The sequence below is a fragment of the Enterobacter sp. 3U4 genome (assembly GCF_057224565.1).
In genome coordinates this window covers 1,154,344-1,177,886 of sequence record NZ_CP136665.1, presented here as the reverse complement: position 1 = coordinate 1,177,886, position 23,543 = coordinate 1,154,344, and the positions used below count along the sequence as shown (strand labels likewise).

The 23,543-nt window shown below is 54.3% G+C and carries 23 protein-coding genes, 1 pseudogene and 1 riboswitch; of the genes and pseudogenes, 11 read left to right on the top strand and 13 right to left on the bottom strand.

Features of this window, described 5'->3' with window-relative positions:
• The first annotated feature begins 174 nt into the window (after positions 1 to 174).
• From manX to mntP, 5 genes are all read left to right on the top strand, one after another.
• Positions 175 to 1,140 (top strand): PTS mannose transporter subunit IIAB, encoded by a 966-nt coding sequence (gene manX, locus RVY89_RS05565; protein WP_045908235.1) that lies wholly within the window; start codon positions 175 to 177, stop codon positions 1,138 to 1,140.
• A gap of 46 nt (positions 1,141 to 1,186) precedes the next feature.
• A complete protein-coding gene (gene manY, locus RVY89_RS05560; RefSeq protein WP_024909729.1) occupies positions 1,187 to 1,987 on the top strand; it encodes a PTS mannose transporter subunit IIC in 801 nt (266 codons plus the stop codon).
• Positions 1,988 to 1,999: 12 nt separating this feature from the next.
• The gene (locus RVY89_RS05555; RefSeq protein ID WP_006810994.1) at positions 2,000 to 2,851 is read left to right on the top strand and encodes a PTS mannose transporter subunit IID; all 852 of its coding nucleotides are present in this window, start codon (positions 2,000 to 2,002) and stop codon (positions 2,849 to 2,851) included.
• A gap of 55 nt (positions 2,852 to 2,906) precedes the next feature.
• A complete protein-coding gene (locus RVY89_RS05550) occupies positions 2,907 to 3,365 on the top strand; it encodes a DUF986 family protein (protein WP_447744247.1) in 459 nt (152 codons plus the stop codon).
• A gap of 198 nt (positions 3,366 to 3,563) precedes the next feature.
• Positions 3,564 to 3,754, top strand: a riboswitch (yybP-ykoY riboswitch).
• A 9-nt stretch (positions 3,755 to 3,763) separates the two neighbouring features.
• Complete coding sequence (mntP, locus tag RVY89_RS05545; protein WP_484827140.1) at positions 3,764 to 4,330, top strand: manganese efflux pump MntP; 567 nt, start codon at positions 3,764 to 3,766, stop codon at positions 4,328 to 4,330.
• Here mntP and rlmA read toward each other — a convergent pair.
• From rlmA to mgrB, 7 genes and pseudogenes are all read right to left on the bottom strand, one after another.
• A complete protein-coding gene (gene rlmA, locus RVY89_RS05540) occupies positions 4,327 to 5,142 on the bottom strand; it encodes a 23S rRNA (guanine(745)-N(1))-methyltransferase (RefSeq protein ID WP_484827139.1) in 816 nt (271 codons plus the stop codon). The genes mntP and rlmA overlap by 4 nt on opposite strands.
• 65 nt (positions 5,143 to 5,207) lie before the next feature.
• Positions 5,208 to 6,926 (bottom strand): peptidoglycan glycosyltransferase FtsI, encoded by a 1,719-nt coding sequence (ftsI, locus tag RVY89_RS05535; protein ID WP_484827138.1) that lies wholly within the window; start codon positions 6,924 to 6,926, stop codon positions 5,208 to 5,210.
• A 219-nt stretch (positions 6,927 to 7,145) separates the two neighbouring features.
• Positions 7,146 to 7,355 (bottom strand): transcription antiterminator/RNA stability regulator CspE, encoded by a 210-nt coding sequence (gene cspE, locus RVY89_RS05530; RefSeq protein WP_001062678.1) that lies wholly within the window; start codon positions 7,353 to 7,355, stop codon positions 7,146 to 7,148.
• Between the two features lie 13 nt (positions 7,356 to 7,368).
• Positions 7,369 to 7,513 (bottom strand): annotated as a pseudogene (locus RVY89_RS05525) (DUF2627 domain-containing protein).
• Positions 7,514 to 8,038: 525 nt separating this feature from the next.
• Entirely contained in the window at positions 8,039 to 9,028 is a 990-nt protein-coding gene (locus RVY89_RS05520) for an MBL fold metallo-hydrolase (RefSeq protein ID WP_484827137.1), read from the bottom strand.
• 23 nt (positions 9,029 to 9,051) lie between these two features.
• On the bottom strand, positions 9,052 to 9,342 hold the full coding sequence (locus RVY89_RS05515; RefSeq protein WP_484827136.1) for a YebO family protein: 291 nt from the start codon (positions 9,340 to 9,342) through the stop codon (positions 9,052 to 9,054).
• A gap of 74 nt (positions 9,343 to 9,416) precedes the next feature.
• Positions 9,417 to 9,560 (bottom strand): PhoP/PhoQ regulatory lipoprotein MgrB, encoded by a 144-nt coding sequence (gene mgrB, locus RVY89_RS05510; protein ID WP_006175995.1) that lies wholly within the window; start codon positions 9,558 to 9,560, stop codon positions 9,417 to 9,419.
• Positions 9,561 to 9,721: 161 nt separating this feature from the next.
• Between mgrB and RVY89_RS05505 the strand changes: the two genes are divergently transcribed.
• Positions 9,722 to 9,961: a YobH family protein gene (locus tag RVY89_RS05505; protein WP_371898721.1), complete on the top strand. Its 240-nt coding sequence runs from the start codon at positions 9,722 to 9,724 to the stop codon at positions 9,959 to 9,961.
• Between the two features lie 65 nt (positions 9,962 to 10,026).
• Here the strand turns inward: RVY89_RS05505 and kdgR are convergent, their stop codons facing one another.
• A complete protein-coding gene (kdgR, locus tag RVY89_RS05500; RefSeq protein WP_048029440.1) occupies positions 10,027 to 10,818 on the bottom strand; it encodes a DNA-binding transcriptional regulator KdgR in 792 nt (263 codons plus the stop codon).
• A 179-nt stretch (positions 10,819 to 10,997) separates the two neighbouring features.
• Between kdgR and RVY89_RS05495 the strand changes: the two genes are divergently transcribed.
• Positions 10,998 to 12,371 carry an MFS transporter gene (locus RVY89_RS05495; RefSeq protein ID WP_484827135.1) on the top strand — a complete coding sequence of 458 codons (1,374 nt, stop codon included), beginning with the start codon at positions 10,998 to 11,000 and terminating at the stop codon, positions 12,369 to 12,371.
• Between the two features lie 50 nt (positions 12,372 to 12,421).
• On the opposite strand, the gene htpX is transcribed toward RVY89_RS05495, so the two are convergent.
• The 4 genes from htpX to RVY89_RS05475 form a co-directional block, all read right to left on the bottom strand.
• On the bottom strand, positions 12,422 to 13,303 hold the full coding sequence (gene htpX / locus RVY89_RS05490) for a protease HtpX (protein WP_014884290.1): 882 nt from the start codon (positions 13,301 to 13,303) through the stop codon (positions 12,422 to 12,424).
• A gap of 193 nt (positions 13,304 to 13,496) precedes the next feature.
• The gene (gene prc / locus RVY89_RS05485) at positions 13,497 to 15,545 is read right to left on the bottom strand and encodes a carboxy terminal-processing peptidase (RefSeq protein WP_484827134.1); all 2,049 of its coding nucleotides are present in this window, start codon (positions 15,543 to 15,545) and stop codon (positions 13,497 to 13,499) included.
• Between the two features lie 19 nt (positions 15,546 to 15,564).
• Positions 15,565 to 16,251, bottom strand: coding sequence for an RNA chaperone ProQ (gene proQ, locus RVY89_RS05480; protein ID WP_371898667.1), 687 nt, complete (start codon positions 16,249 to 16,251; stop codon positions 15,565 to 15,567).
• A gap of 96 nt (positions 16,252 to 16,347) precedes the next feature.
• Positions 16,348 to 16,845, bottom strand: coding sequence for a GAF domain-containing protein (locus tag RVY89_RS05475; RefSeq protein ID WP_008500476.1), 498 nt, complete (start codon positions 16,843 to 16,845; stop codon positions 16,348 to 16,350).
• A 132-nt stretch (positions 16,846 to 16,977) separates the two neighbouring features.
• Between RVY89_RS05475 and yebS the strand changes: the two genes are divergently transcribed.
• From yebS to RVY89_RS05455, 4 genes are all read left to right on the top strand, one after another.
• On the top strand, positions 16,978 to 18,261 hold the full coding sequence (yebS, locus tag RVY89_RS05470; protein ID WP_484827133.1) for a membrane integrity lipid transport subunit YebS: 1,284 nt from the start codon (positions 16,978 to 16,980) through the stop codon (positions 18,259 to 18,261).
• Complete coding sequence (locus RVY89_RS05465) at positions 18,230 to 20,863, top strand: PqiB family protein (RefSeq protein ID WP_484827132.1); 2,634 nt, start codon at positions 18,230 to 18,232, stop codon at positions 20,861 to 20,863. Before yebS ends, RVY89_RS05465 begins: the two co-directional genes overlap by 32 nt.
• A 122-nt stretch (positions 20,864 to 20,985) precedes the next feature.
• On the top strand, positions 20,986 to 22,383 hold the full coding sequence (gene rsmF, locus RVY89_RS05460; RefSeq protein WP_484827901.1) for a 16S rRNA (cytosine(1407)-C(5))-methyltransferase RsmF: 1,398 nt from the start codon (positions 20,986 to 20,988) through the stop codon (positions 22,381 to 22,383).
• A gap of 106 nt (positions 22,384 to 22,489) precedes the next feature.
• Positions 22,490 to 22,729: a YebV family protein gene (locus RVY89_RS05455; RefSeq protein WP_008500472.1), complete on the top strand. Its 240-nt coding sequence runs from the start codon at positions 22,490 to 22,492 to the stop codon at positions 22,727 to 22,729.
• Positions 22,730 to 22,763: 34 nt separating this feature from the next.
• On the opposite strand, the gene pphA is transcribed toward RVY89_RS05455, so the two are convergent.
• Entirely contained in the window at positions 22,764 to 23,408 is a 645-nt protein-coding gene (pphA, locus tag RVY89_RS05450; protein WP_484827131.1) for a protein-serine/threonine phosphatase, read from the bottom strand.
• Positions 23,409 to 23,543: the final 135 nt, after the last annotated feature.

Below are 23,543 nucleotides of genomic sequence, written 5' to 3'. Positions count from 1 at the left end.
TGGCTAAATTACGGATCTTCATCACATAAATTATTTTTTCACTATCTAAAATAATTCGCGGAAGTCTTAGTTTTTTTGAACTCTAACCCTTATCTGAATCGATTCGGTTCGCCAATACGATTCTCAGTACGACTGCCTGGCAGGCGTATTAATGATAATAAAAGGAGGTAGCAAGTGACCATTGCTATTGTCATAGGCACACATGGTTGGGCTGCTGAGCAGCTACTCAAAACGGCAGAGATGCTGTTGGGCGAGCAGGAAAACGTCGGCTGGATCGATTTCGTTCCCGGTGAAAACGCCGAGACGCTGATAGAGAAGTACAACGCTCAGCTCGAGAAGCTGGATACCAGCAAAGGCGTGCTGTTTCTCGTTGATACATGGGGCGGCAGCCCGTTCAATGCTGCCAGCCGCATTGTCGTCGATAAAGAGCACTATGAAGTTGTCGCCGGGGTCAATATTCCCATGCTGGTGGAAACCCTCATGGCGCGAGACGACAATCCGTCCTTCGATGAGCTGGTTGCTCTGGCCGTTGAAACCGGTCGTGAAGGGGTTAAGGCGCTGAAGGCACAGCCGGTTGAAAAACCTGCCCCTGCGCCTGCAGCGGCACCGAAAGCGGCAGCACCGGCAAAACCGATGGGCCCGAACGATTACATGGTGATCGGCCTTGCGCGTATTGATGACCGCTTAATCCACGGTCAGGTTGCCACGCGCTGGACCAAAGAGACCAACGTTCGACGCATCATCGTGGTCAGCGACGAAGTGGCCGCTGATACCGTACGTAAAACCCTTCTGACTCAGGTTGCTCCTCCTGGCGTTACCGCGCACGTCGTGGATGTCGCCAAGATGATCCGCGTGTACAACAACCCGAAATATGCGGGCGAACGCGTGATGCTCCTGTTTACTAACCCGACAGACGTTGAGCGCATTGTTGAAGGCGGCGTGAAAATCACCTCCGTTAACATTGGTGGTATGGCATTCCGTCAGGGCAAAACGCAGGTCAACAACGCCATTTCAGTCGATGCGAAAGATATCGAAGCATTCAACAAGCTGAATGCACGCGGTATTGAGCTGGAAGCCCGTAAGGTTTCCACGGACCAGAAACTGAAAATGATGGATTTGATCGGCAAAGTTGGGAAATAAGCCCGCGCCGGTTCTCACATAAAGTAAATGCAATAGGAGAAGTGCAATGGAGATTACCACTCTTCAGATTGTGCTGGTGTTCGTCGTCGCATGTATTGCGGGTATGGAATCCGTACTTGATGAATTTCAGTTCCACCGCCCTCTGGTGGCCTGTACGCTTATTGGCGCCGTTCTGGGTGACATGAAAACCGGTATCATCATCGGTGGTACCCTGGAAATGATCGCCCTGGGCTGGATGAACATCGGCGCGGCGGTTGCGCCCGATGCCGCGCTGGCCTCTATCATTTCGACCGTTCTGGTTATTGCCGGTCACCAGAGTATTGGTGCAGGTATCGCGCTGGCGATCCCGCTGGCAGCAGCAGGTCAGGTTCTGACCATCATCGTTCGTACTATCACCGTTGCCTTCCAGCACGCGGCGGATAAGGCGGCCGACAACGGCAACCTCACGGCCCTGTCGTGGATCCACGTTTCATCCCTGTTCCTGCAGGCGATGCGTATCGCGATCCCGGCGGTTATCGTGGCGATCTCTGTCGGTACCAGTGAAGTCCAGAGCATGCTGAACGCCATTCCAGAAGTGGTCACCGGCGGTCTGAACATCGCGGGCGGTATGATCGTGGTTGTCGGTTATGCGATGGTCATCAACATGATGCGCGCAGGCTACCTGATGCCGTTCTTCTACCTCGGCTTCGTGACCGCTGCCTTCACCAACTTCAACCTGGTTGCACTGGGTGTGATCGGTGCGGTGATGGCGATTCTCTACATCCAGCTCAGCCCGAAATATAACCGCGTCGCGGGTGCCCCAGCGCAGGCTGCTGGTAACAACGATCTCGATAACGAACTGGACTAACAGGTGAGCGAAATGGTTGATATGACAAAAACTACCACCGAGAAAAAACTCACTCCGGGTGATATTCGTGGCGTGTTCATCCGTTCTAACCTGTTTCAGGGTTCATGGAACTTCGAACGTATGCAGGCGCTGGGTTTCTGCTTCTCCATGGTACCGGCGATCAAACGCCTCTACCCGGAAAACAACGAAGCGCGCCGTCAGGCGATCAAGCGTCACCTGGAATTCTTTAACACCCATCCTTACGTTGCGGCCCCCGTACTGGGCGTAACGCTGGCGATGGAAGAACAGCGTGCGAACGGCGCAGAGATCGACGATGGTGCTATCAACGGTATCAAAGTCGGTCTGATGGGTCCGCTGGCCGGCGTCGGTGACCCTATCTTCTGGGGTACCGTGCGTCCGGTCTTCGCGGCGCTGGGTGCCGGTATCGCAATGAGCGGCAGCCTGCTGGGCCCGCTGCTGTTCTTCATCCTGTTCAACGCCGTGCGTCTGCTGACCCGTTACTACGGTGTGGCCTACGGCTACCGTAAAGGGGTGGATATCGTTAAGGACATGGGCGGCGGCTTCCTGCAGAAGCTGACTGAGGGGGCGTCAATCCTCGGCCTGTTTGTCATGGGGGCGCTGGTTAACAAGTGGACGCACGTGAACATCCCGCTGGTGGTATCGACCATCACCGGGCAGGATGGTCAGACCCGCGTCACCACCGTGCAGACGATTCTGGACCAGCTGATGCCGGGCCTGGTCCCGCTGCTGTTGACCTTCGCCTGCATGTGGCTGCTGCGTAAGAAAGTGAACCCGCTGTGGATTATCGTTGGCTTCTTCGTCATCGGTATTGCGGGCTACGCCGTCGGCCTGCTGGGTCTGTAAGTTTAAATGCTATAGGCCGGGGGCTTGCCCCCGGTTTTTTTTATCTGGAGGATGAATGACTGTCACGGACATCGTACTGGTTTTATTTATTGCTGCCCTTCTGGCTTACGCTATCTATGACGAGTTCATCATGCCGCGCCGTCACGGCGAGACGCTGCTCTCCCTTCCCCTTCTGCGACGCGGGCGCGTGGATGCGTTTATCTTCGCGGGTCTCATCGTTATTCTTATTTACAATAACGTCACCGGCCATGGTGCAATATTAACCACATGGTTATTATGTGCGCTGGCATTAATGGCTGTTTATCTGTTCTGGATCCGCACGCCGAAAATCATTTTTAAATCACGCGGATTTTTCTTCGCCAATGTGTGGATAGAATATAACCGTATTAAAGAGATGAATTTATCCGAAGACGGCGTGCTGGTGATGCAATTAGAACAACGCCGCCTGCTTATTCGGGTAAAGAATATTGATGATCTGGAAAAGATATACAAGCTTCTCGTTAAAACTCAATAATTTACATATATAGCAACGGCTATATTCTGTGTTTATTTTGCGCAAGAAATATAGCCGAAGCTATATCCCCACCGCTAATTTGAACTCTATTTGTTAACGATATCTTCACGATTAAAGACAAATGAAAATCGTTATCAACAAGAGCTTTAAATAAAGCCTCTTGATTGTTGTTTTATATTCTCAAAATATGTTAAGGTTGCGCCCGTCGTTGGGGAGTAGCCGATTTCCTGTTCGCAGGAAATGTACGTGTCAACATACTCGTTGAAAAACGTGGCACGTACGGATCGCTTACCGCACATCTTATGTGCATTGCGATCAGGCGAGACCATAGATACATCAACTGCTGTTTACTGGGGGCAGTGATGTGTCATATGGATATCCCCGGTCTGGACGCTGTTATGAATATCTCCGCTACGATCCTTCTCGCTTTTGGCATGTCCATGGACGCATTCGCTGCTTCCATCGGAAAAGGCGCCACGCTCCACAAACCTAAATTCTCAGAAGCCCTGCGCACCGGCCTGATTTTTGGCGCTATCGAAACGCTGACCCCGCTTATCGGCTGGGGACTTGGCATGCTCGCCAGCCAGTTCGTGCTGGAGTGGAACCACTGGATTGCGTTCGTCCTGCTGGTCTTTCTCGGTGGCCGAATGGTGATTGAAGGTTTTCGCGGTGGTGAGGAAGAAGACGAGGAGCCACAGCATCGCCATGGATTCTGGCTGCTGGTCACCACTGCCATTGCCACCAGCCTTGATGCGATGGCCGTCGGTGTCGGTCTGGCATTCCTGCAGGTCAATATTATCGCCACCGCGCTGGCTATTGGCTGCGCAACGCTGATTATGTCCACGCTGGGCATGATGGTCGGACGGTTTATCGGCCCGCTGCTGGGTAAACGCGCCGAGATCCTGGGCGGCATTGTGCTAATTGGGATTGGTGCCCAGATCCTCTGGGCGCACTTCGCCGGTTAGTCTTCGCGCTGCCAGACGTGGATGCTGAAGTCCGTCTGGCAGCGAAATGTTAAATGTGCCGCTAGCGTTTCCCACACCTCCGGTTTTGCCCGCCACGCGAACGGCGTCATCTGCAATAACGCGACGGCCTCTTCCCCTTTCAGCGTCATTTCGTAAGCCACCGATTCCGCTTGCTTCATGCTAAAACCGGCCAGCCGTTCAGAATGCGGGGCATGCAGACGCACTTCGTCGTAGATCAGCCCTTTCAGCTCCATCAGATGACGCGGGCCTGGGGTCACGGTGACCACCCATCCGCCAGGCTTCACCACGCGCGCCAGCTCCTCTGCCTTACACGGCGCGTAAATGCGGATAACCGCGTCCATGCTGGCATCGTCAAACGGCAGCCGGTGGCTGGACGCCACGCAGAACGTCACGTCGGCGTAACGCTTTGCCGCCGCGCGAATGGCCGCTTTCGACACGTCCAGACCGAATGTCTGTGCGCCCTTCTCACGAGCAACCTCTGCAAACCGTGCGGTGTAGTACCCTTCACCGCAGCCGATATCGAGCACGGCGGTGGCTGACCCCGGCAGAATGTCATTCAGCATCTGCGCGACTGCCTCCCGCAGCGGCAGATAGTGCCCGGCATCCAGAAACGCGCGGCGCGCCTGCATCATCTCTGCACTATCGCCAGGATCGCGGGAGCGCTTATGCTGCACCGGCAGAAGATTCACGTAGCCTTCTTTTGCCATATCAAACTGATGCCCCTGCGGACAGGTATAACTTTTATCTGAGTGCGTCAGAGGGGCGTGGCAAAGGGGACAACTGAAGGACATGGTGACTCCGGAGCATAATCAAAGGGCGAAGTGTACCGCTATTCGCCCTGGTTATAAACGTCCGGTTAACGCATAACGATTAGGTGATCGGAACCCGCCGGTAACCCGTCAGGTTTTACATTCTCCAGACGCAGTACGTTACCCATAATCTCACTGAAGACAGGCGCAGAAACGGCCCCGCCGTAGTAGGCCCCGTTTTGCGGATCGTTAATCACAACCACCAGGGCAAAGCGCGGATTGCTGGCAGGTGCAACCCCCGCGGTGTAGGCGACGTATTTATCGACGTACTTCCCGCTGTCGTCAATTTTCTTCGCCGTACCGGTTTTCACCGCCACCCGGTAATCACGCACGGCAGCCTTAACGCCTCCGCCGCCCGGCAGCGCAACGCTCTCCATCATGTGCTCCACTTCATGCGCAATCTCTTCCGGCATGACGCGGTGCCCGATAACGGGGGGATCGATGCGGGTGATGGAGAGCGGACGCTCAAGCCCGAAACCGCCAATCGTGGCGTAGACGTGGGCCAGCTGGAGCGGCGTTACCATCAGCCCGTAGCCGAAGGCAAAGGTCGCGCGATCGAGCTGGCTCCAGTATTTACGCTGGGGCAACAGCCCTGAGCTTTCCCCCGTTAAGCCAAGCCCCGTACTGGTGCCAAAACCAAAGTTGCGATAGGTATCAATGAGATGTTGAACAGGCATCGCCAGCGAAAGACGTGACACGCCGGTATCGCTGGATTTTTGCAGGATCCCGGTCATCGTCAGCTCAGGGTAAAAGCCCACGTCGCGGATACGGTGCCCGTCAAGGGTATACGGGTGGGTGTCAATCACGCTGTCCGGCTGGACCAGCCCCTGCTGCAGGGCCGTCATCAGCACCAGCGGCTTGACGGTCGAACCGGGTTCGAACGTATCGCTGATCGCACGGTTGCGAAAATCATTTATCGTCGCGCCTTCCCGGTTATTGGGATTGAAATCCGGATAGCTCGCCATGGCGAGAATTTCCCCGGTTGGGATATTAATTAATACCGATGCCCCGGACTCGGCCTTGTTCCAGGCCACGGCATTATCGAGCGCATCTTCGGTGATGGTTTGCAGCCGCTCGTCGATACTTAGCTGGATGTTATGCGCCGGTGCGGGCGCCACTTCCGTCAGGTTCTCAACCACGCGGCCGTAGCGGTCTTCCCTTACCTGCCGCACTCCGGCCTTGCCGGTCAGCTGCGCGTTGAAGCTTTTTTCCACGCCTTCAATGCCCTGCCCGTCAATATTGGTGAAGCCAATCAGGTTCGCTGCCACATGGCCGGCAGGATAAAAACGGCGGGATTCATCGCGTAAATTGATGCCGGGCAGGTTGAGTTTGTCGATCCACTTTGCCTGTGCCGGATCGACCTGGCGGGCAAGATAAATAAAACGGCCCTGCGGGTTGGCGTTGATTCTCGCCGAGAGAGTGCCGAGGGAGAGATGCAACGCGCTGGCCAGCGCCTGCCAGCGTTCATCAACGCCAACGCCCCCTTTTGCCAGCACCGTTTTAGGATCGGCCCAGACGGCCCGGACGGGCACGCTCACCGCCAGGGGGCGACCTTCGCGATCCATTATCATGCCGCGCGGTGCATCAATCGCCAGCTGGCGAAGGGAGCGCATATCTTCCTGCTTCACCAGATTGTCAGGCTTGATGATTTGCAGCCAGGCAACGCGGCCCAGCAAAAATGCCAGACTACAAAAAATCGCTAAACAGAGCAGCACAAAACGCGCCGGCGTGAAATTTCCAGTTGCTGTTATCAATGTCTTCTTCACCTGCACCCCAGGGCTGTAAAACAACGCCCTGATTTAACGGGAAAAGATGGTGTTAGGGTGGCAAAACAGTGCTACTAACCTCGCAGCTTTGCAACAAGTTAATAACGAGACCGCGAATGGTAATATTTTGAAAGATTAGGGACATAAAAAAGCCCCGCGTTATGCGAGGCTTTATGTCTGAGAGTGAAGTGCTAAGCGCTTCAGTCAGCAGCGGTTCGATCAGATAGCAGTTACGTTAACTGCAGCTGGGCCTTTCTGGCCGTCCTGAATTTCGAACTCAACGTTCTGGCCTTCAGCCAGAGTTTTGAAGCCGTTACCCTGGATTGCAGAGAAGTGTACGAACACGTCTTTGCTGCCGTCAGCAGGAGTAATGAAACCAAAACCTTTAGACTCGTTGAACCACTTAACTTGACCTTTAATCTTTGCCATTTTGCAAAATTCCTTAGAGTGTTTTCTTAGCCCGCAGGCATTAACTGAGATAAAACTGAGACATTACTGCATGAGGCACTAATATAAGGTTCGGCAGAGAAGCGGTATTCAACGACAACGTGTTTACTCAGGACTTCTTTACTGAAAATGCCACACATAAACAGAACTGTACCTCGTTTGACCCAAAACGTGTTATCACACACTATGTTTAATATGGCAAGCCATTTTTAAACATGTCTCGATCCGCCGCACAAATTCGAACAGTGCCTGTCAGGTTTTGCACAATTATGCGCATCACATACAGACAGCTCTGCTGCGTAACAAAGACCCAGCGTTGCTTTCACGACCGCTGTAATCTAAGACTTTTTTAACATAGCTCAATCATAACGAAGCGTCCAGCAACCGGTAAAAGAAATCTTACGTCTTGATTGAGTTAGAACAATTTGTGAAAACTTATGCTTAAATCATTGTAACGCGACCAAATTGTTTCAGAGAAAAAACAGTGTTAATAACCGGCGCCCGGCTGTATTAAAATGCACCAGTTAATAAACAGCGTTATGCACCAAAATAATGAAATTTTTATGACTCTGCATCAAAAGAAGGCAAGCAAAACGTTTCGATAAAAATAAAACATTCCTGCGCGCGTTTACATCAACAATATATGCAACAATTTATCGCTTCGTTTATAAGGATAAATATTCACCAATTTTCAGTATCCTGAAAGAATGATTAACTGGTGCTAAATTATCGAGCGCATGAGTTAACTCCTGCACAGGTTCATCTAAGGCTTCATCTGCCAGTTCAAACACCCCCCAGTGAATGGGGAACGCCATAGGACAGCCCAGCTGCTGCCACAATGCCACCGCAGATTGCGGATCCATATGATGGACAGCCATGAACCATCGTGGGGCATAGGCACCAATCGGTAACGCGGCGGCATCTATCTGGCCCAGGCGTTCAGGTATCAGCAGCAGCTCGGGCGTATACCCCGTATCACCGCTGAACCAGAAGCGGTGATGCCGCCCTTCCATCACCCAACCGCACCATAAGGAACGATTGCGGTTCCAGGGCGTGCGCATGCTCCAGTGCTGAGCCGGTACGGCGGTCAGCGTCATCCCCTGCCAGGTGAAACTCTGCCACCAGTCGAGTTCGACCACGCGTTTTGCTCCCCGGCGGCGAAACCAGTCGGCCAGGCCCAAAGGCACAAAAACCCTGACGTCGGGAAAGCGCTTGAGGATTCGGCGAATGGTCGCGTCATCAAGATGATCGTAATGATTATGGGAAATGACGACCGCATCCAGCTGATGAAGTTGCTCGACAGACAGTACGGGGGGTGTCTTACGCTGTGGTCCCAGGAAAGGCAGCGGAGAAGCGCGCCGTGAAAACACCGGATCGGTAAGGATGATATTGCCGTCCAGCTGCAGCAACACGCTCGCGTGTCCGAGCCACCATACCCCATCTTCTTGAGGTTGCGTTAGCTCAACAGGCTGCCACCACTGACGGATAAAGTCTTCATAACCCAGCGCGGGCGGCTTCGGTAAACCGGCCTTTTTACGCTCTTTACGCCAACGGTCAAGGTCACCGGGTTGATGTTCGACAGGATAGGTATTACGAAAACCGTTCGGGGTGTGATGTTTCAGGGAGGGGTCATACCAGGGATTTTTCCAGACCACAGCCACCTCCCAGGACAAAAAAATTAACGCTCAGCCACCAGGCGGATAAAGTCGTCTTCGTCTTTGTTATCTTCAGCGATCGCGTCTTTCGGCGCGTCTTTCTCTTCCGGTTCGTTCGCCTCACACAGACGGCGTAGCAGCGCATTCTGACGTTTTTGCTGATCGAGCAGCGCTTCCAGCAGTTCGATCTGCTCGTTAGTACGGGAACTGGCGCGGTTCACGAAAAACCAGATGACCAGCCCCACAAGCAGAACAACCAAAGAAATCATCAGGGACGCTATATTCAGCAGCCCTGAATTCAGTAACTCACCCATTTCACCACCTCAATAAAAACGTCTATTTTACCACTGGCGCGAAGGAAGGAAATCACGTTGAGAAAAAATGTCTATTACCACGGAATAAACTTGTTTATTGCGCAAACGCCGCTAAAAAACTGTACATCCTGATCGCACATCACATTGATCGTCTGTGTCCATAACACCACGCACGCTATCAGCACGATAATCAGAATTACCCAGCGTATTTTTTTCACTCCACACTCCGTCTAAGGACCTGATGTAACGAGATTATCACGCTTATCTTAAACAAGGACTAACTGTGCCTCCATCGCGCTTTTTTTAAGAATCCTGCACTTGTTTCATCGCGTAAACACTTTACGCTAGCATTACGATAACAACGATAAAAGAGGTAATGATGCGATTCATTATTCGAACAATTATTGCGCTGGCCCTTGTCTGGATTGGCCTTCTGTTAACAGGCTATGGCGTGCTCGTGGGGAGCACCGAAAACGCAGCCGGGCTAGGCATTCAGTGTAAATATTTAACAGCACAAGGAATGAGCACTGCCCAGTATCTGCATACTGACAGCGGGATCGTTGGCTTAACCCAATGCCCTGTACTGCGTAAAACATCCGTCGTCATTGATAATGGCTAATCAGCCTGGTGAATGACAAACAAAAAACGCCGCATCAGATGCGGCGTTTTTTCTGCCAGCAGGGATTAAAACGGGTAGTCGTGATACCCCATCTGCTCGGAAATTTTACGTGCGGCAGTGTGCAGAATAGCCACATACTCATGCAGACGCTCTTCGGAGAAGCGTAAGGTCGGGAAGGAGATACTCAAGCCCGCGATCACCACGCCAAAGCGGTCAAATACCGGAACGCCGATGCAGCGCAGCCCTTCTTCCTGCTCCTCGTTATCTTCGCCATACCCCTGCTCGCGCACGCGGTCGAGCACTGTAAGCAGCGCGTCCGTGCTGGTAATGGTTCGTTCCGTGCTGCGTTTGTATTCCACGCCTTCGAGGATCTGCTTCACTTCCTCACGATCGCGCCACGCCAGCAGAACCTTACCAATGGCGGTACTGTAGAGCGGGTTGCGACGACCAATGCGCGAATACATGCGCAGATTGTACATGGAGTCGATTTTATGGATGTAAACAATGCTGTCTTCATCCAGTGCGCCGAGATGGATGGTCTCTTTGGTCAGGCGAGAGATTTCACGCATCTGAATATCAGCGCTGCGGATCAGGTCAACATTCTGTAGCGCACGGGCACCCAGCTCAAACAGCTTCAGCGTCAGAGAGTATTTTTCAGATTCGCCTTCCTGGGCAACGTAACCCAGCGACTTCATGGTTTGCAAAAAGCGATACACGGTGCTTTTTGACATCATCACGCGCTGCGACAACTCTGTAATACCTATTTCACGCTCTTCTCCCAGCGCCTGTAAGATGCCAAACACCTTCAGCACGGAAGAAACAGAATCTGGCTGTTTATCCAAATCCGCAATAGCCATTTACCACCTCATAGAGAGTGTTTTATAAAAATCAGAACCGGTTTTTATTATAAGTTCCCGTCATGTCACCTGCAATCAATCCGCGTTTACTTCGTTACAAATCTGCGACATATCGCGGCTGTAACAATGCTAAAATAGTTACCCTGAGAATAATTTCACGCTGAGCTTTTTTAATCCTAATGGAAAAAAACCTTTCCGATGGCCTGCCTTTACCCCAGCGGTATGGCGCTATAGCGACCATCATTATCGGTATATCAATGGCCGTCCTTGACGGCGCAATCGCGAACGTCGCCCTGCCAACCATTGCCAGCGACCTGCACGCCTCTCCCGCCAGTTCGATATGGATTGTTAACGCCTATCAGATTGCGATTGTGATTTCCCTGCTCTCGTTCTCTTTTCTGGGCGATATGTTCGGCTACCGCCGGGTGTATCAGTGCGGTCTGGTGGTTTTCACCTTCACGTCCTTGTTATGCGCCCTTTCAGATTCACTGCATACCCTGACGCTTGCGCGTATTGCGCAGGGTTTTGGCGGCGCGGCGCTGATGAGCGTAAACACGGCGTTGATCCGCTTGATTTATCCGCAGCGTCATCTGGGGCGCGGAATGGGGATAAACTCGTTTATTGTCGCCGTCTCTTCTGCCGCCGGGCCAACGATAGCGGCGGCGATCCTCTCCGTTGCGTCATGGCAATGGCTGTTCGCCATTAACGTGCCGCTGGGTATCGTCGCCATCTTCTTTGCCCTGCGCTTTCTTCCCGCTAACGGTCCCAAGAGCAGCATGCCGCGCTTCGACGTGGCGAGTGCGGTGATGAATGCCCTGACCTTTGGCCTGCTGATTACGGCGCTGAGCGGCTTTGCGCAGGGACAATCTCTGATGCTTACCGCCGCGGAGCTCATCGCCCTGCTGGCAATCGGCTTCTTCTTTGTACGCCGCCAGCTCACCCTGCCCGTTCCTTTGCTGCCGGTCGATCTGCTGCGTATTCCCCTCTTTTCCCTCTCCATTTGCACGTCCGTTTGCTCGTTTTGCGCCCAGATGCTGGCCCTGGTTTCTCTGCCCTTCTTCCTGCAGAGCGTAGTTGGCCGTTCAGAAGTGGAAACCGGGCTGCTGCTCACCCCCTGGCCGCTGGCGACGATGGTGATGGCACCGCTGGCAGGTTATTTAATTGAACGCGTTCATGCCGGTTTATTGGGAGCGTTGGGGCTGGCGGTGATGGCGACAGGCCTTTTCGCGCTGGCTCTGCTACCGTCATCGCCAACCGATTTGGACATCATCTGGCGCATGATCCTGTGCGGCGCGGGGTTTGGCCTGTTCCAGTCCCCTAACAATCACACCATTATCACCGTCGCGCCGCGCCATCGCAGCGGAGGTGCCAGCGGCATGCTGGGGACCGCGCGCCTTCTGGGACAAAGCAGCGGTGCGGCGCTGGTCGCCCTGATGTTTAACCTCGCCGGGCAAAACGGTAACCACATTGCGCTTCTCACCGCGGGTGCCCTTGCCTCCGTCGCGGCGGTCGTCAGCGGCCTGCGGGTTACCCAGCCCAGGGTTCAGGCATAAAAAAAGCCGGGCGGAGTGTACTCCTGCCCGGCTTATTAGCGTTCTTAGCGTTACTTCAGGTATTCCCCACTGCGCAGCGCTTCGATACGTTTATCCAGCGGCGGGTGAGACATAAACAGCTCGCTCAGCGATTTGGATTTACCGTTAATGCAGAAGGCCATCATGCTGTTCGCTTCCTGCGGCTCGTAGCTGGTTTTCAGACGCTGCAGCGCGGCAATCATCTTCTCACGACCAACCAGCTTCGCAGAGCCGGCATCCGCGTGGAATTCGCGGTGTCGGGAGAACCACATGGTGATGATGCTGGCCAGAATACCGAATACCAGTTCCAGAACCATCGACACGGCGAAGTAGATGAGAGGGTTGCCGTTGCTCTCTTCGCCTTCGTCGCGGTTGCCGCCCATAAAGCCTGCCGCAATCTGCGCCAGAATACGGGAGATGAAGATCACGAAGGTGTTCACCACGCCCTGAATCAGGGTCATGGTCACCATGTCACCGTTGGCGATATGGCTGATTTCGTGGGCAATAACCGCTTCGGCTTCGTCACGGCTCATGTTCTGCAGCAATCCGGTGCTGACGGCTACCAGCGACGCATCGCGACGGGCGCCCGTGGCAAAAGCGTTGATATCCGGGGCATGGTAAATCGCCACCTGCGGCATGGCGATCCCGGCCTGACGGGACTGCTGAGCCACCGTATTCATCAGCCACTGTTCCATATCGTTACGCGGCTGTTCAATAACCTCACCACCCACCGATTTCAGTGCCATCCACTTCGACATCAGCAGGGAGATGAACGAGCCACCAAAACCAAACAGCAGCGCCATAATCAACAGACCCTGAACGCTGCTCGACTGAATTCCCGTCAGGCTTAGCACGAGCCCGAAAACCACCATGACCGCAAGGTTGGTGAGCAGGAAGAGCGCGATTCGCATCATAATTTTCTTTTTACCTCAGTTTAACAAAGCGCACTATGCGATTACCCACATCGTATGGGTATTGCGGCTATTTTCAAGCATCCGGCGGGCGTAAGTCACCAGAAAGACACAACTTTACACAATTGGAAATCTGGCTGACGGAAGGATGAAGAACAAAAAGAAACAGGCACAATTTCTTGTGCCTGTTGGGAGGTTATTTTGCCGGAGCGGGCTGTACGGCAGGTTTCTCTTTTTCCTGATTCGCCAGGTCGAGAGCAATATGCACAGTCTCATCCAGATACGGATCCGGCTCCTGGTAATCTTTAGGCAGATCGTCCAGTTTCTTGAGCAGAGGCTTACCTTCACGCTTGAAGCGATCGTTGATACGCGCCAGGCGGGTTGCATCGTCTTCGTTGTTCTCTTTCTCACGCTGTGCGTAGTTAAGAGAAACAATATTCCGCTTATCTTTCAGGGCATTGAACCTTGCAATGTCCTTCATGATGTACTGGAACTCCGGATCTTTCGCGATGCGGTCGTTATGCGCTTTCAGCAGTTCAGGGCCAAATTGCGTCATATCACCCGCTTTCACGTAGGTCGCGGCATTGATGCTGTCCCACGGCAACGCGTTATCTTCAAACTTCTCGCCGGTTTCCGTCTCTTCCGTGCCTGTCGGCATCATGATGTCCGGCGTTACGCCCTTACGCTGCGTACTGCCGCCGTTCACGCGGTAGAATTTCTGAATGGTGTACTGAACTGAGCCCAGCGCAGGCCATTCCGGACGCAGCATCTGATCGTAAATCCGATTCAGAGAGCGATACTGCTGAACGGTGCCTTTCCCGAAGGTTGGCTCACCGACAATCAGCGCGCGGCCATAGTCCTGCATAGCAGCGGCAAAGATTTCAGATGCGGAGGCACTGAAGCGGTCAACCAGGACCACCAGCGGGCCTTTGTAGTAGACCACACCGTCGTTATCAGCATCTTCACGGACTTTACCATTGTTATCGCGCACCTGAACCACAGGACCCGATGGAATGAACAGACCAGAGAGTGAAACCGCTTCCGTCAGCGCCCCGCCGCCGTTACTGCGCAGGTCGATGATAATGCTGCTGACGTTCTGCTTTTCAAGCTTCTGCAGCTGAACTTTCACATCGTCCGTCAGCCCTACGTAGAAGCCAGGAATATCCAGAACACCAACCTTCTCTTTACCCACGGTTTTCACCGACATTTTCACCGCGCGGTCTTCCAGACGGATACGCTCGCGGGTCAGGGTAACGATACGGGTTTTGGTGCCCTTACCGGCAGGCAGAATTTCCAGACGAACCTTGCTGCCTTTCGGACCTTTGATCAGCGCGACCACGTCATCGAGGCGCCAGCCGATCACGTCGACCATGTTCTGGCCGGTTTGTCCTACACCCACAATGCGATCGCCTACGCTAATCGCTTTGCTTTTGGATGCCGGGCCACCCGCGACCATCGAATTGATCACCGTGTAGTCATCGTCCATCTGCAGCACCGCGCCGATACCTTCCAGAGACAGGCTCATCTCGGTATTGAACTGTTCAGTGTTGCGTGGTGAGAGATAGTTGGTGTGCGGATCGATTTCGTGCGCAAAGGCGGTCATCGCGAGTGAGAAGACATCCTCACTGTTGGTCTGGGCCAGACGACGAATGGCAAATTTGTAACGACGCGTCAGCGTGTCACGGATCTCTTTTTCGTCTTTGCCGGTCAGCTTAAGACTCAGTTCGTCGTATTTTACTTTGCCGTCCCACAGCGCATTCAGCTCGGCTTCATCTTTTGGCCAGGGCGCTTTGCTGCGGTCCAGATTGAAGGTGTCGTTGCCGGTGAAGTCCATTGGACGTTCCAGCACTTTCAGCGCGTACTGATAGCGTTCAAAGCGGCGCTTTTGCGACAGGTTGTACAGATCGTAGAACAGATCCAGCTTGCCTGAACGCAACTCGTCACCCACCTCGGATTTACGCTTAGCGAACTGCTCGACATCGCTGGCGAGCAAAACGTTATGACTGTAATCCAGCAAGTTCAGATAGCGGTCAAAGATTTTGGCCGAAAAGGCCTGATCGAGATCGAACTGACGATAGTGCGAGCGGGTAAAACGTGAGGTCACGCGCTCGCTCACCGTCGCGTGCTGCGTCTCTTCCTTGAGTACCGGAATTTGATCAACACGCGTGATATCGTCCACTGCAAAAGCGTGGCCTGTTATTGCAAACAGGCCCGCCAGCGCGGTGAGCTTAAAAAAAGTGTTCATGCCAGGCTTGGCCTCCGTTTCAGAACAACAAGTGTTCTGCGCGTACAATCATTGACATACCAGAAGTCAGCTGTACACGAACGCCATCTTTGGTGATTTCCATTACGGTGGCGTCCATAGCATTGTTACCCGCTTTTACCTTAAGTGCCTGACCCACGCTCAGGGCGTTAATGTCAGAAACCGGCGTATGGCGCGGCTCTTCACGAGGGGCACGCGGGGCTTTTGCTGCTGGTTTGTCGGCACGCGGTTTGCGATCGTTATTATCGTGACGGCGCGGCGCAGGGCGTGGTTTACGCTCGCGACGAGGCGCTTCTTCCTGGCCGTTTGCCGCTGCGGCTTCGCGTTTTTTCGCCTGCTGTTCTGCACGTTGTGCCTGAACGCGTGCTTTGGCTTCTTCAAGCTGCTTACGCGCGTGCTCAACGTGCTGCTCGTCCAGCTCGCCACACGGGTTGCCGTCGAGATCCACGCGGGTCGCGCCAGGTTTGATACCGTACAGGTAGCGCCAGCTCGAAGTATAAAGACGTAAGGCGGAACGCAGCTGAGTTTTGCTGAGGTTCATTTCCCCTTCAACACGCGCCACCAGATCCTGAAAAATACCGACTTTCAGGGGACGAGCTTCACCTTCCGCGCTGAAGCACTGCGGGAAACGCTCGGCCAGAAATGCGATAACTTCTTTACTGCTATTCAACTTAGGTTGATTTTCCATGAAATTTCCTGATTACAACGGACGTTGCCAACAAGCGCAGGCATGAACAGGCGTCATTATAATGACGCTATCAGTAAATGCTACGTTATCCGTTGATTATCCTGCGACGCTCGCAAAGAATTTTTGATAATCGGTTGCAGCGAGTACGTTTTCCAGATTCGCCACCAGCTCGCGCAGCCCCTGTTCGTCCTCGGTTGTAAAGCGACTGAAGACCGTACTGTCGATGTCCAGAACGCCAATAATCTGATTTTTGACCACCAGCGGCAGAACGATTTCAGAGTTACTGGCTGCATCACAGGCAATGTGCCCGTCAAACGCATGAACGTCTTCCACACGCTGCACCTGATTCTCGGCCACCGCCGTGCCGCATACGCCACGCCCAACCGGAATACGCACGCAGGCCAGTTTGCCCTGGAACGGGCCAAGCACCAGCGTTTCACCTTCCAGGAGATAAAAGCCAGCCCAGTTTACGTCAGAGAGACGTTCAAACAGCAATGCGCTAGTATTTGCCAGAGTGGCTAAGAAGCTGGTCTCACCCGCCATCAATGCCTTAAAATCGCGGTTCAGATCCGCGTAGAATTCTGTTTTGTTCATTATTCAATCACTTAGTTGTCTTACAAAATTACCGCATAGCCTATTAAAATAAGCATTAAATGCGCTCATGCTCAAGATGAATCCGTTCATGAGTTATTATAACTTTCAACAATACTTATTTGTGCGCAGCTGATGGCCTTAAAAACAACCAAAATTACGCCGACAAGAAAGATAACTGTCCATACGGTAAGCGAAGCTTTGCCACGTGCACATTATCAGCGTTGCCCCCAGTGCGATACGCTTTTTATGTTGCCGAAGATGAAATCGCACCAAAGTGCCTTTTGTCCGCGCTGCGACGCGAAAATTCGCGATGGCCGCGACTGGTCGCTAACCCGTCTCGCCGCCATGGCCGTCACCATGCTGCTGCTGATGCCCTTCGCCTGGAGCGAACCGCTGCTGAAACTCTACCTGCTTGGCGTGCGCATTGACGCCAACGTGCTGCAGGGTATCTGGCAAATGACCCGTCAGGGCGATCCCATCACCGCCGCCATGGTGCTGTTCTGCACCGTTGGCGCACCGCTGGTGCTGGTTGCCGCCATTGCCTATCTCTGGTTTGGCAATATTCTTGGCATGAATCTTCGCCCGGTGCTGCTGATGCTGGATAAGCTCAAAGAGTGGGTTATGCTGGATATTTATCTGGTCGGCGTGGGCGTTGCGTCAATAAAGGTACAGGACTACGCCTTTTTGCAGCCCGGCATCGGGCTCTTTGCTTTCATCTGCCTGGTATTGCTAAGCATCCTGACGCTGATCCACCTGAACGTTGAGCAGCTCTGGGAGCGTTTTTACCCTCAGCGCCCCGCCACGCGTCCCGATGATAATCTTCGCGTCTGTCTGGGATGTCACTATACCGGGTTGCCCGACCCGCGCGGACGCTGCCCGCGGTGCCACATTCCATTAAGGCTGCGGCGCAACAACAGCCTGCAAAAATGCTGGGCGGCGCTGATCGCCTCCCTGGTGTTTCTGATCCCCGCCAATATGCTGCCGATTTCCATCATTTACGTGAATGGCGGACGTCAGGAGGATACTATCCTCTCCGGGATTATCTCCCTTGCGCACAGCAACGTCGGGGTGGCGGCGATCGTTTTTATTGCCAGTATCCTGGTTCCCTTTACCAAAGTGGTGGTGATGTTTACCCTGCTCATCAGCATTCACTTAAAGTGTGAACAAGGTTTGCGAACCCGCATTCTGCTTCTGCGGTTCGTCACCTGGATTGGCCGCTGGTCAATGTTAGATCTGTTCGTGATTTCGCTGATGATGTCGCTCATCAATCGCGATCAGTTACTTGCTTTTACAATGGGACCCGCGGCTTTTTATTTCGGCTCTGCGGTGATATTGACTATTCTTGCTGTGGAATGGCTGGATAGCCGCTTACTTTGGGATGCACATGAGTCAGGAAACCCCCGCTTCGCCGACTGAAGCGAGAATTAAAACAAAACGCCGCATTTCGCCATTCTGGTTGCTGCCCGTCATCGCCCTGATGATTGCAGGCTGGCTTATCTGGACGAGCTATGAAGATCGCGGGAGTACGGTCACCATTGATTTCCAGACCGCCGACGGCATCGTTGCCGGGCGAACGCCCGTTCGCTTCCAGGGGGTTGAAGTGGGTACGGTTCAGGACATCTCCCTTGGAAAAGGGCTGAACAAAATTCAGGTGCGGGTCAGTATCAAATCTGACATGCAGGATGCCCTGCGCAGCGAAACGCAGTTCTGGCTGGTGACGCCAAAAGCCTCTCTGGCCGGCGTGTCCGGGCTGGATGCGCTCGTGGGCGGTAACTATATCGGCATGATGCCGGGCAAAGGCGAGCCGCAGGATCACTTTGTTGCTCTGGATACGCAGCCCAAATACCGCCTTAATAACGGCGATTTGATGATTCATCTCCAGGCACCAGACCTCGGTTCCCTGAACAGTGGCTCACTGGTCTATTTCCGGAAGATCCCGGTTGGCCGCGTATACGACTATGCGATCAACCCGAATAAACAGGGCGTCACCATCGACGTGCTGATCGAACGTCGCTTCACCAATCTGGTGAAAAAAGGCAGCCGCTTCTGGAACGTCTCAGGCGTGGATGCGGACCTCAGCCTGAGCGGTGCGAAAGTGAAGCTGGAGAGTCTGGCCGCGCTGGTGAATGGCGCCATTGCCTTTGACTCCCCGGAAAACTCAAGCCCTGCCACCGCTGATGATTCATTTGGCTTGTACGCTGACCTGGCGCACAGCCAGCGTGGCGTGATCGTTAAACTCGCCCTGCCCGATGCTAAAGGTCTAAAAGCGGGCTCAACGCCGCTGATGTATCAGGGTCTGCAGGTCGGCCAGCTCACCAAAATGACGCTCAACCCGGGCGGATCGGTCACCGGCGAAATGACGGTCGATCCGAGCGTGGTCGATCTCCTGCGTGAGAAAACGCGCATCGAAATGCGCAGTCCAAAGCTCTCTCTGAACGATGCCAGCCTCAGCACGCTGTTGACCGGCAATACGTTTGAGCTCATCCCCGGTGAAGGTGAACCCAGCAACAGCTTCGTAATTGCCCCGGCGGATAAAGCCCTGCTGCAAAAGCCGGGCGTGGTGACCGTCACGCTGAATGCGCCAGAAAGTTACGGTATCGAAGCCGGACAGCCGCTAATTTTACACGGCGTACAGGTCGGTCAGGTGCTGGAGCGTAAGCTCTCCGCGGATGGCGTGACGTTCTCGGTCGCCATCGATCCGCAATACAGCGACCTGGTGCACGGTGACAGTAAATTCGTGGTGAACAGTCGCGTCGACGTGAAGGTGGGTCTGGACGGCGTGGAGTTTCTCGGCGCCAGCGCCAGCGAATGGGTTAACGGCGGTATCCGCATTCTGCCTGGCGATAAAGGCCCCGTGCGCGACAGCTATCCGCTGTATGCCAACCTGGAGAAAGCGATTGAAAACAGCCTGAGCGATCTTCCTACCACCACGCTGACGCTTAGCGCCGAGACGCTGCCGGACGTACAGGCGGGATCCGTGGTGCTGTATCGCAAGTTTGAAGTCGGGGAAGTGATCGCCGTTCGCCCGCGTGCGGATGCGTTCGATATCGAACTGCACATCAAGCCGGAGTACCGCAAGCTGCTGACGCCAAACAGCGTCTTCTGGGCCGAAGGCGGCGCGAAAGTTCAGCTTAACGGTAACGGGCTGACCGTGCAGGCCTCCCCGCTGTCGCGCGCGCTGCGCGGGGCGATTAGCTTCGATAACCTCAGCGGCGCGGGCGCGAATCTGCGTAAAGGTGACAAGCGTATTCTCTTCCCGTCCGAAACCGCTGCGCGTGCCGTGGGTGGACAGATAACCCTGCACGCGTTTGATGCCGGTAAGCTGGCGGAAGGCATGCCAATCCGCTATCTGGGCATTGATATCGGGCAGATCCAGAAGCTGACGCTAATTACCTCGCGTAACGAGGTGCAGGCCACCGCCGTGCTCTACCCGGAATATGTGCAGACCTTTGCCCGCACCGGCTCGCGCTTCTCGGTGGTCACGCCGCAGATCTCGGCCGCGGGCGTTGAGCATCTCGATACCATTTTGCAGCCGTACATCAACGTGGAGCCGGGCCAGGGCAATGCCCGTCGTGATTTCGAGCTGCAGGAAGCCACGATCACCGACTCGCGCTACCTTGGCGGCCTGAGCATCGTGGTGGAAGTGCCGGAAGCGGGCTCGCTGAGCATCGGCACCCCGGTACTGTTCCGCGGCATTGAGGTGGGTACGGTCACGGGCCTGACGCTCGGTACGCTCTCCGACCGCGTGATGGTGGCATTACGCATCAGCGAACGCTACCAGCACCTGGTGCGTAATAACTCGGTATTCTGGCTGGCATCCGGCTATTCGCTGGACTTCGGCCTGACGGGTGGCGTGGTGAAAACCGGCACCTTCAACCAGTTCATTCGCGGCGGTATCGCGTTTGCCACGCCGCCGGGCACGCCGCTGGCGCCGAAAGCGCAGCCGGGCAAACACTTCCTGCTGCTTGAAAGCGAACCGAAAGAGTGGCGCGAATGGGGAACCGCCCTGCCGCGTTAATCTGACAGGCTCCGGTGTCAACGCACCGGAGCCTTTATGTTACACTGCGCACCTGAACTTTTCCCTGTGGTGTGCCCGTGGCTCAAAACTCCGTATTTCTTCCTGAACAATTCCTGGCGCAGATGCGCGAGGCGCTTCCTTCTCACCTGTCGTTAGACGATTTTATCGCCGCCTGCCAGCGTCCGTTACGCCGTAGTATTCGCGTCAACACGTTGAAAATCAGCGTCGATGATTTTCTGACGCTGGTCTCGCCATACGGCTGGCAGCTTACGCCGGTACCGTGGTGCGCTGAGGGGTTCTGGATCGAACGCGATGACGAAGCCTCACTGCCGCTGGGCAGTACCGCTGAACATCTGAGCGGTCTTTTCTATATTCAGGAAGCCAGCTCGATGCTGCCGGTGGCCGCCCTGTTCGCAGAGGGCAACGCGCCTGAGCGCGTGATGGATGTGGCCGCGGCACCCGGCTCAAAAACGACACAAATTGCAGCCCGCATGGGTAACCACGGGGCGATCCTCGCCAACGAGTTCTCTGCCAGCCGCGTGAAGGTATTGCATGCCAACATCAGCCGCTGCGGTATTCATAATGTTGCCCTGACACACTTCGACGGACGCGTGTTTGGCGCCGCCTTGCCGGAAGCCTTCGACGCCATTCTGCTGGACGCCCCCTGCTCCGGCGAAGGGGTGGTGCGTAAAGATCCCGATGCGTTAAAGAACTGGTCCGTGGAAAGCAACCTTGAGATCGCCGCCACGCAGCGAGAGCTGATCGAGAGCGCATTTCACGCGTTGCGCCCTGGCGGCACGCTGGTCTATTCCACGTGCACCCTAAACCGCGATGAAAACGAAGACGTCTGCCTGTGGCTGAAAGCGCAATACCCCGATGCGGTCGAGTTCCTGCCGCTTAACGATCTGTTCGCCTCGGCACAGGACGCGCTCACGCCGGAGGGTTTCCTCCACGTTTTCCCGCAGATTTACGACTGCGAAGGGTTCTTTGTAGCGCGTCTGCGTAAAACGCAGGCGGTTGCTCCCCTGCCCGCCCCTAAATTCAAGGTCGGTAACTTCCCGTTTGCCCCTCTTAAAGGCCGCGATGCAGCACAGCTTATCGCTGCCGCCAAAAAGGTTGGGCTGGTCTGGGATGAGAGCCTGCACCTCTGGATGCGTGATAAAGAGATTTGGCTGTTCCCGGCACAGATCGAGCCGCTCATCGGCAAGGTCCGTTTTTCCCGAATCGGGATCCGCCTGGCGGAAGTCCATAATAAAGGCTATCGCTGGCAGCATGAGGCCGTAATCGCCCTTGCCGGAAGCGAGAATACCTTTGCCCTGACGCATCAGGAAGCCGAAGAGTGGTATCGCGGTCGCGATGTCTATCCGGACAGCACGCCATCAGACGATGAAGTGATTGTGACGTATCAGGAATACCCGCTGGGGCTGGCAAAAAAGGTCGGCTCAAGGCTGAAAAACAGCTATCCGCGCGAGCTGGTGCGGGACGGCCGGCTGTTTACCGGTAACGATCGCACGGACTGAAAAAAAGCGCATTTTTTTACTGGCGATTTTGCTCTCCTTGTCTACGATCAAAAATGGGTGGCCGCACTGGTCATACCAGATTTTGACAACCGACCCGGAGAGCACTATGACGAAAACCAGCGTGCGTATTGGCGCTTTTGAGATCGACGACGCAGAGCTGCGCGGCGAAGCACAGGGCGATCGAACGTTAAGTATTCCCTGCAAATCCGATCCGGATTTGTGCATGCAGCTCGATGCATGGGATGCAGACACCAGCGTCCCGGCAATACTTGATGGCGAACATTCTGTCCTTTACCGTGAGCATTACGATAGTAAAACCGATGCCTGGGTCATGCGTCTTGCCTGACCTAAAGAGAACCCGCCCGAAGGCGGGTTATTTATTACTGCAGCTGCGCCAGCGTAAAGTAACCGTCAAAAACAGCCCCCGTATCAATGTAGTGGAGATTATTAAAATCATACCTTCTGTCGAGGGGCGTATGCCCAAACCAGAAATGATCCGCGCCGCTGATGCCCTCTCCTTTGCCCACCATAAATCCCATCAGCCTGTCGCGGTTCCATAAGACGCGCTGGGCGCTTACCGGCTTTTGCCATTGGTATTCCGCAGCCGGATAATCAGCATGGGCAATTACATTCAGACCGTTCGCACAGGTTATCTCGATGATATGCGGTAATTCACGACAGGCTTCGAGTAACGACAGCGCAAGCTGTTGCTGGCCCCGTTCAAGTTGCGAAAACCACATTCCGCCATTTATCGTCCAGAGCGAAAAATCGTTATTATCCAGACTATCGAGAGCCATTTGCTCATGGTTTCCCCGCACGGCACGAAACCATTTTTCATGAATTAACTGCAGGCATTTCACGCTATCAGGGCCACGATCGATCACATCCCCGACTGAAATAAGTAAATCCTCATACGGGTTAAAATGGCGGCGTTTAAGCTCATCCATAAGCCACTGGTAACAACCGTGTATATCGCTGACAACCCAGACGTGACGCCACTCCCCACCTTCAATTCGCTGATACATAGGACCTCCTTTTAACAGTATAGCCACCGCAGAAAATGCAACGGACAGGCGCGGTCCTCATGAAGTGAAACAAACGGTAAACCAAACAGAAATAAAGATCCTCGCGCTATTAATCCCTTTTTATTGGCTCTTTAG

Excerpts from the sequence above, each read along its gene's own strand:
- RVY89_RS05455 (WP_008500472.1), top strand. The coding sequence starts at position 22,490 with ATGACGAAAACCAGCGTGCGTATTGGCGCTTTTGAGATCGACGACGCA.
- rsmF (WP_484827901.1), top strand. The coding sequence starts at position 20,986 with ATGCGCGAGGCGCTTCCTTCTCACCTGTCGTTAGACGATTTTATCGCC.
- htpX (WP_014884290.1), bottom strand. The coding sequence starts at position 13,303 with ATGATGCGAATCGCGCTCTTCCTGCTCACCAACCTTGCGGTCATGGTG.
- pphA (WP_484827131.1), bottom strand. The coding sequence starts at position 23,408 with ATGTATCAGCGAATTGAAGGTGGGGAGTGGCGTCACGTCTGGGTTGTC.
- RVY89_RS05505 (WP_371898721.1), top strand. The coding sequence starts at position 9,722 with ATGCGATTCATTATTCGAACAATTATTGCGCTGGCCCTTGTCTGGATT.
- RVY89_RS05550 (WP_447744247.1), top strand. The coding sequence starts at position 2,907 with ATGACTGTCACGGACATCGTACTGGTTTTATTTATTGCTGCCCTTCTG.
- RVY89_RS05465 (WP_484827132.1), top strand. The coding sequence starts at position 18,230 with ATGAGTCAGGAAACCCCCGCTTCGCCGACTGAAGCGAGAATTAAAACA.
- RVY89_RS05495 (WP_484827135.1), top strand. The coding sequence starts at position 10,998 with ATGGAAAAAAACCTTTCCGATGGCCTGCCTTTACCCCAGCGGTATGGC.
- mntP (WP_484827140.1), top strand. The coding sequence starts at position 3,764 with ATGAATATCTCCGCTACGATCCTTCTCGCTTTTGGCATGTCCATGGAC.
- RVY89_RS05555 (WP_006810994.1), top strand. The coding sequence starts at position 2,000 with ATGGTTGATATGACAAAAACTACCACCGAGAAAAAACTCACTCCGGGT.
- RVY89_RS05515 (WP_484827136.1), bottom strand. The coding sequence starts at position 9,342 with ATGGGTGAGTTACTGAATTCAGGGCTGCTGAATATAGCGTCCCTGATG.
- yebS (WP_484827133.1), top strand. The coding sequence starts at position 16,978 with ATGGCCTTAAAAACAACCAAAATTACGCCGACAAGAAAGATAACTGTC.
- cspE (WP_001062678.1), bottom strand. The coding sequence starts at position 7,355 with ATGGCAAAGATTAAAGGTCAAGTTAAGTGGTTCAACGAGTCTAAAGGT.
- prc (WP_484827134.1), bottom strand. The coding sequence starts at position 15,545 with ATGAACACTTTTTTTAAGCTCACCGCGCTGGCGGGCCTGTTTGCAATA.
- kdgR (WP_048029440.1), bottom strand. The coding sequence starts at position 10,818 with ATGGCTATTGCGGATTTGGATAAACAGCCAGATTCTGTTTCTTCCGTG.
- proQ (WP_371898667.1), bottom strand. The coding sequence starts at position 16,251 with ATGGAAAATCAACCTAAGTTGAATAGCAGTAAAGAAGTTATCGCATTT.
- rlmA (WP_484827139.1), bottom strand. The coding sequence starts at position 5,142 with ATGTCCTTCAGTTGTCCCCTTTGCCACGCCCCTCTGACGCACTCAGAT.
- RVY89_RS05475 (WP_008500476.1), bottom strand. The coding sequence starts at position 16,845 with ATGAACAAAACAGAATTCTACGCGGATCTGAACCGCGATTTTAAGGCA.
- manY (WP_024909729.1), top strand. The coding sequence starts at position 1,187 with ATGGAGATTACCACTCTTCAGATTGTGCTGGTGTTCGTCGTCGCATGT.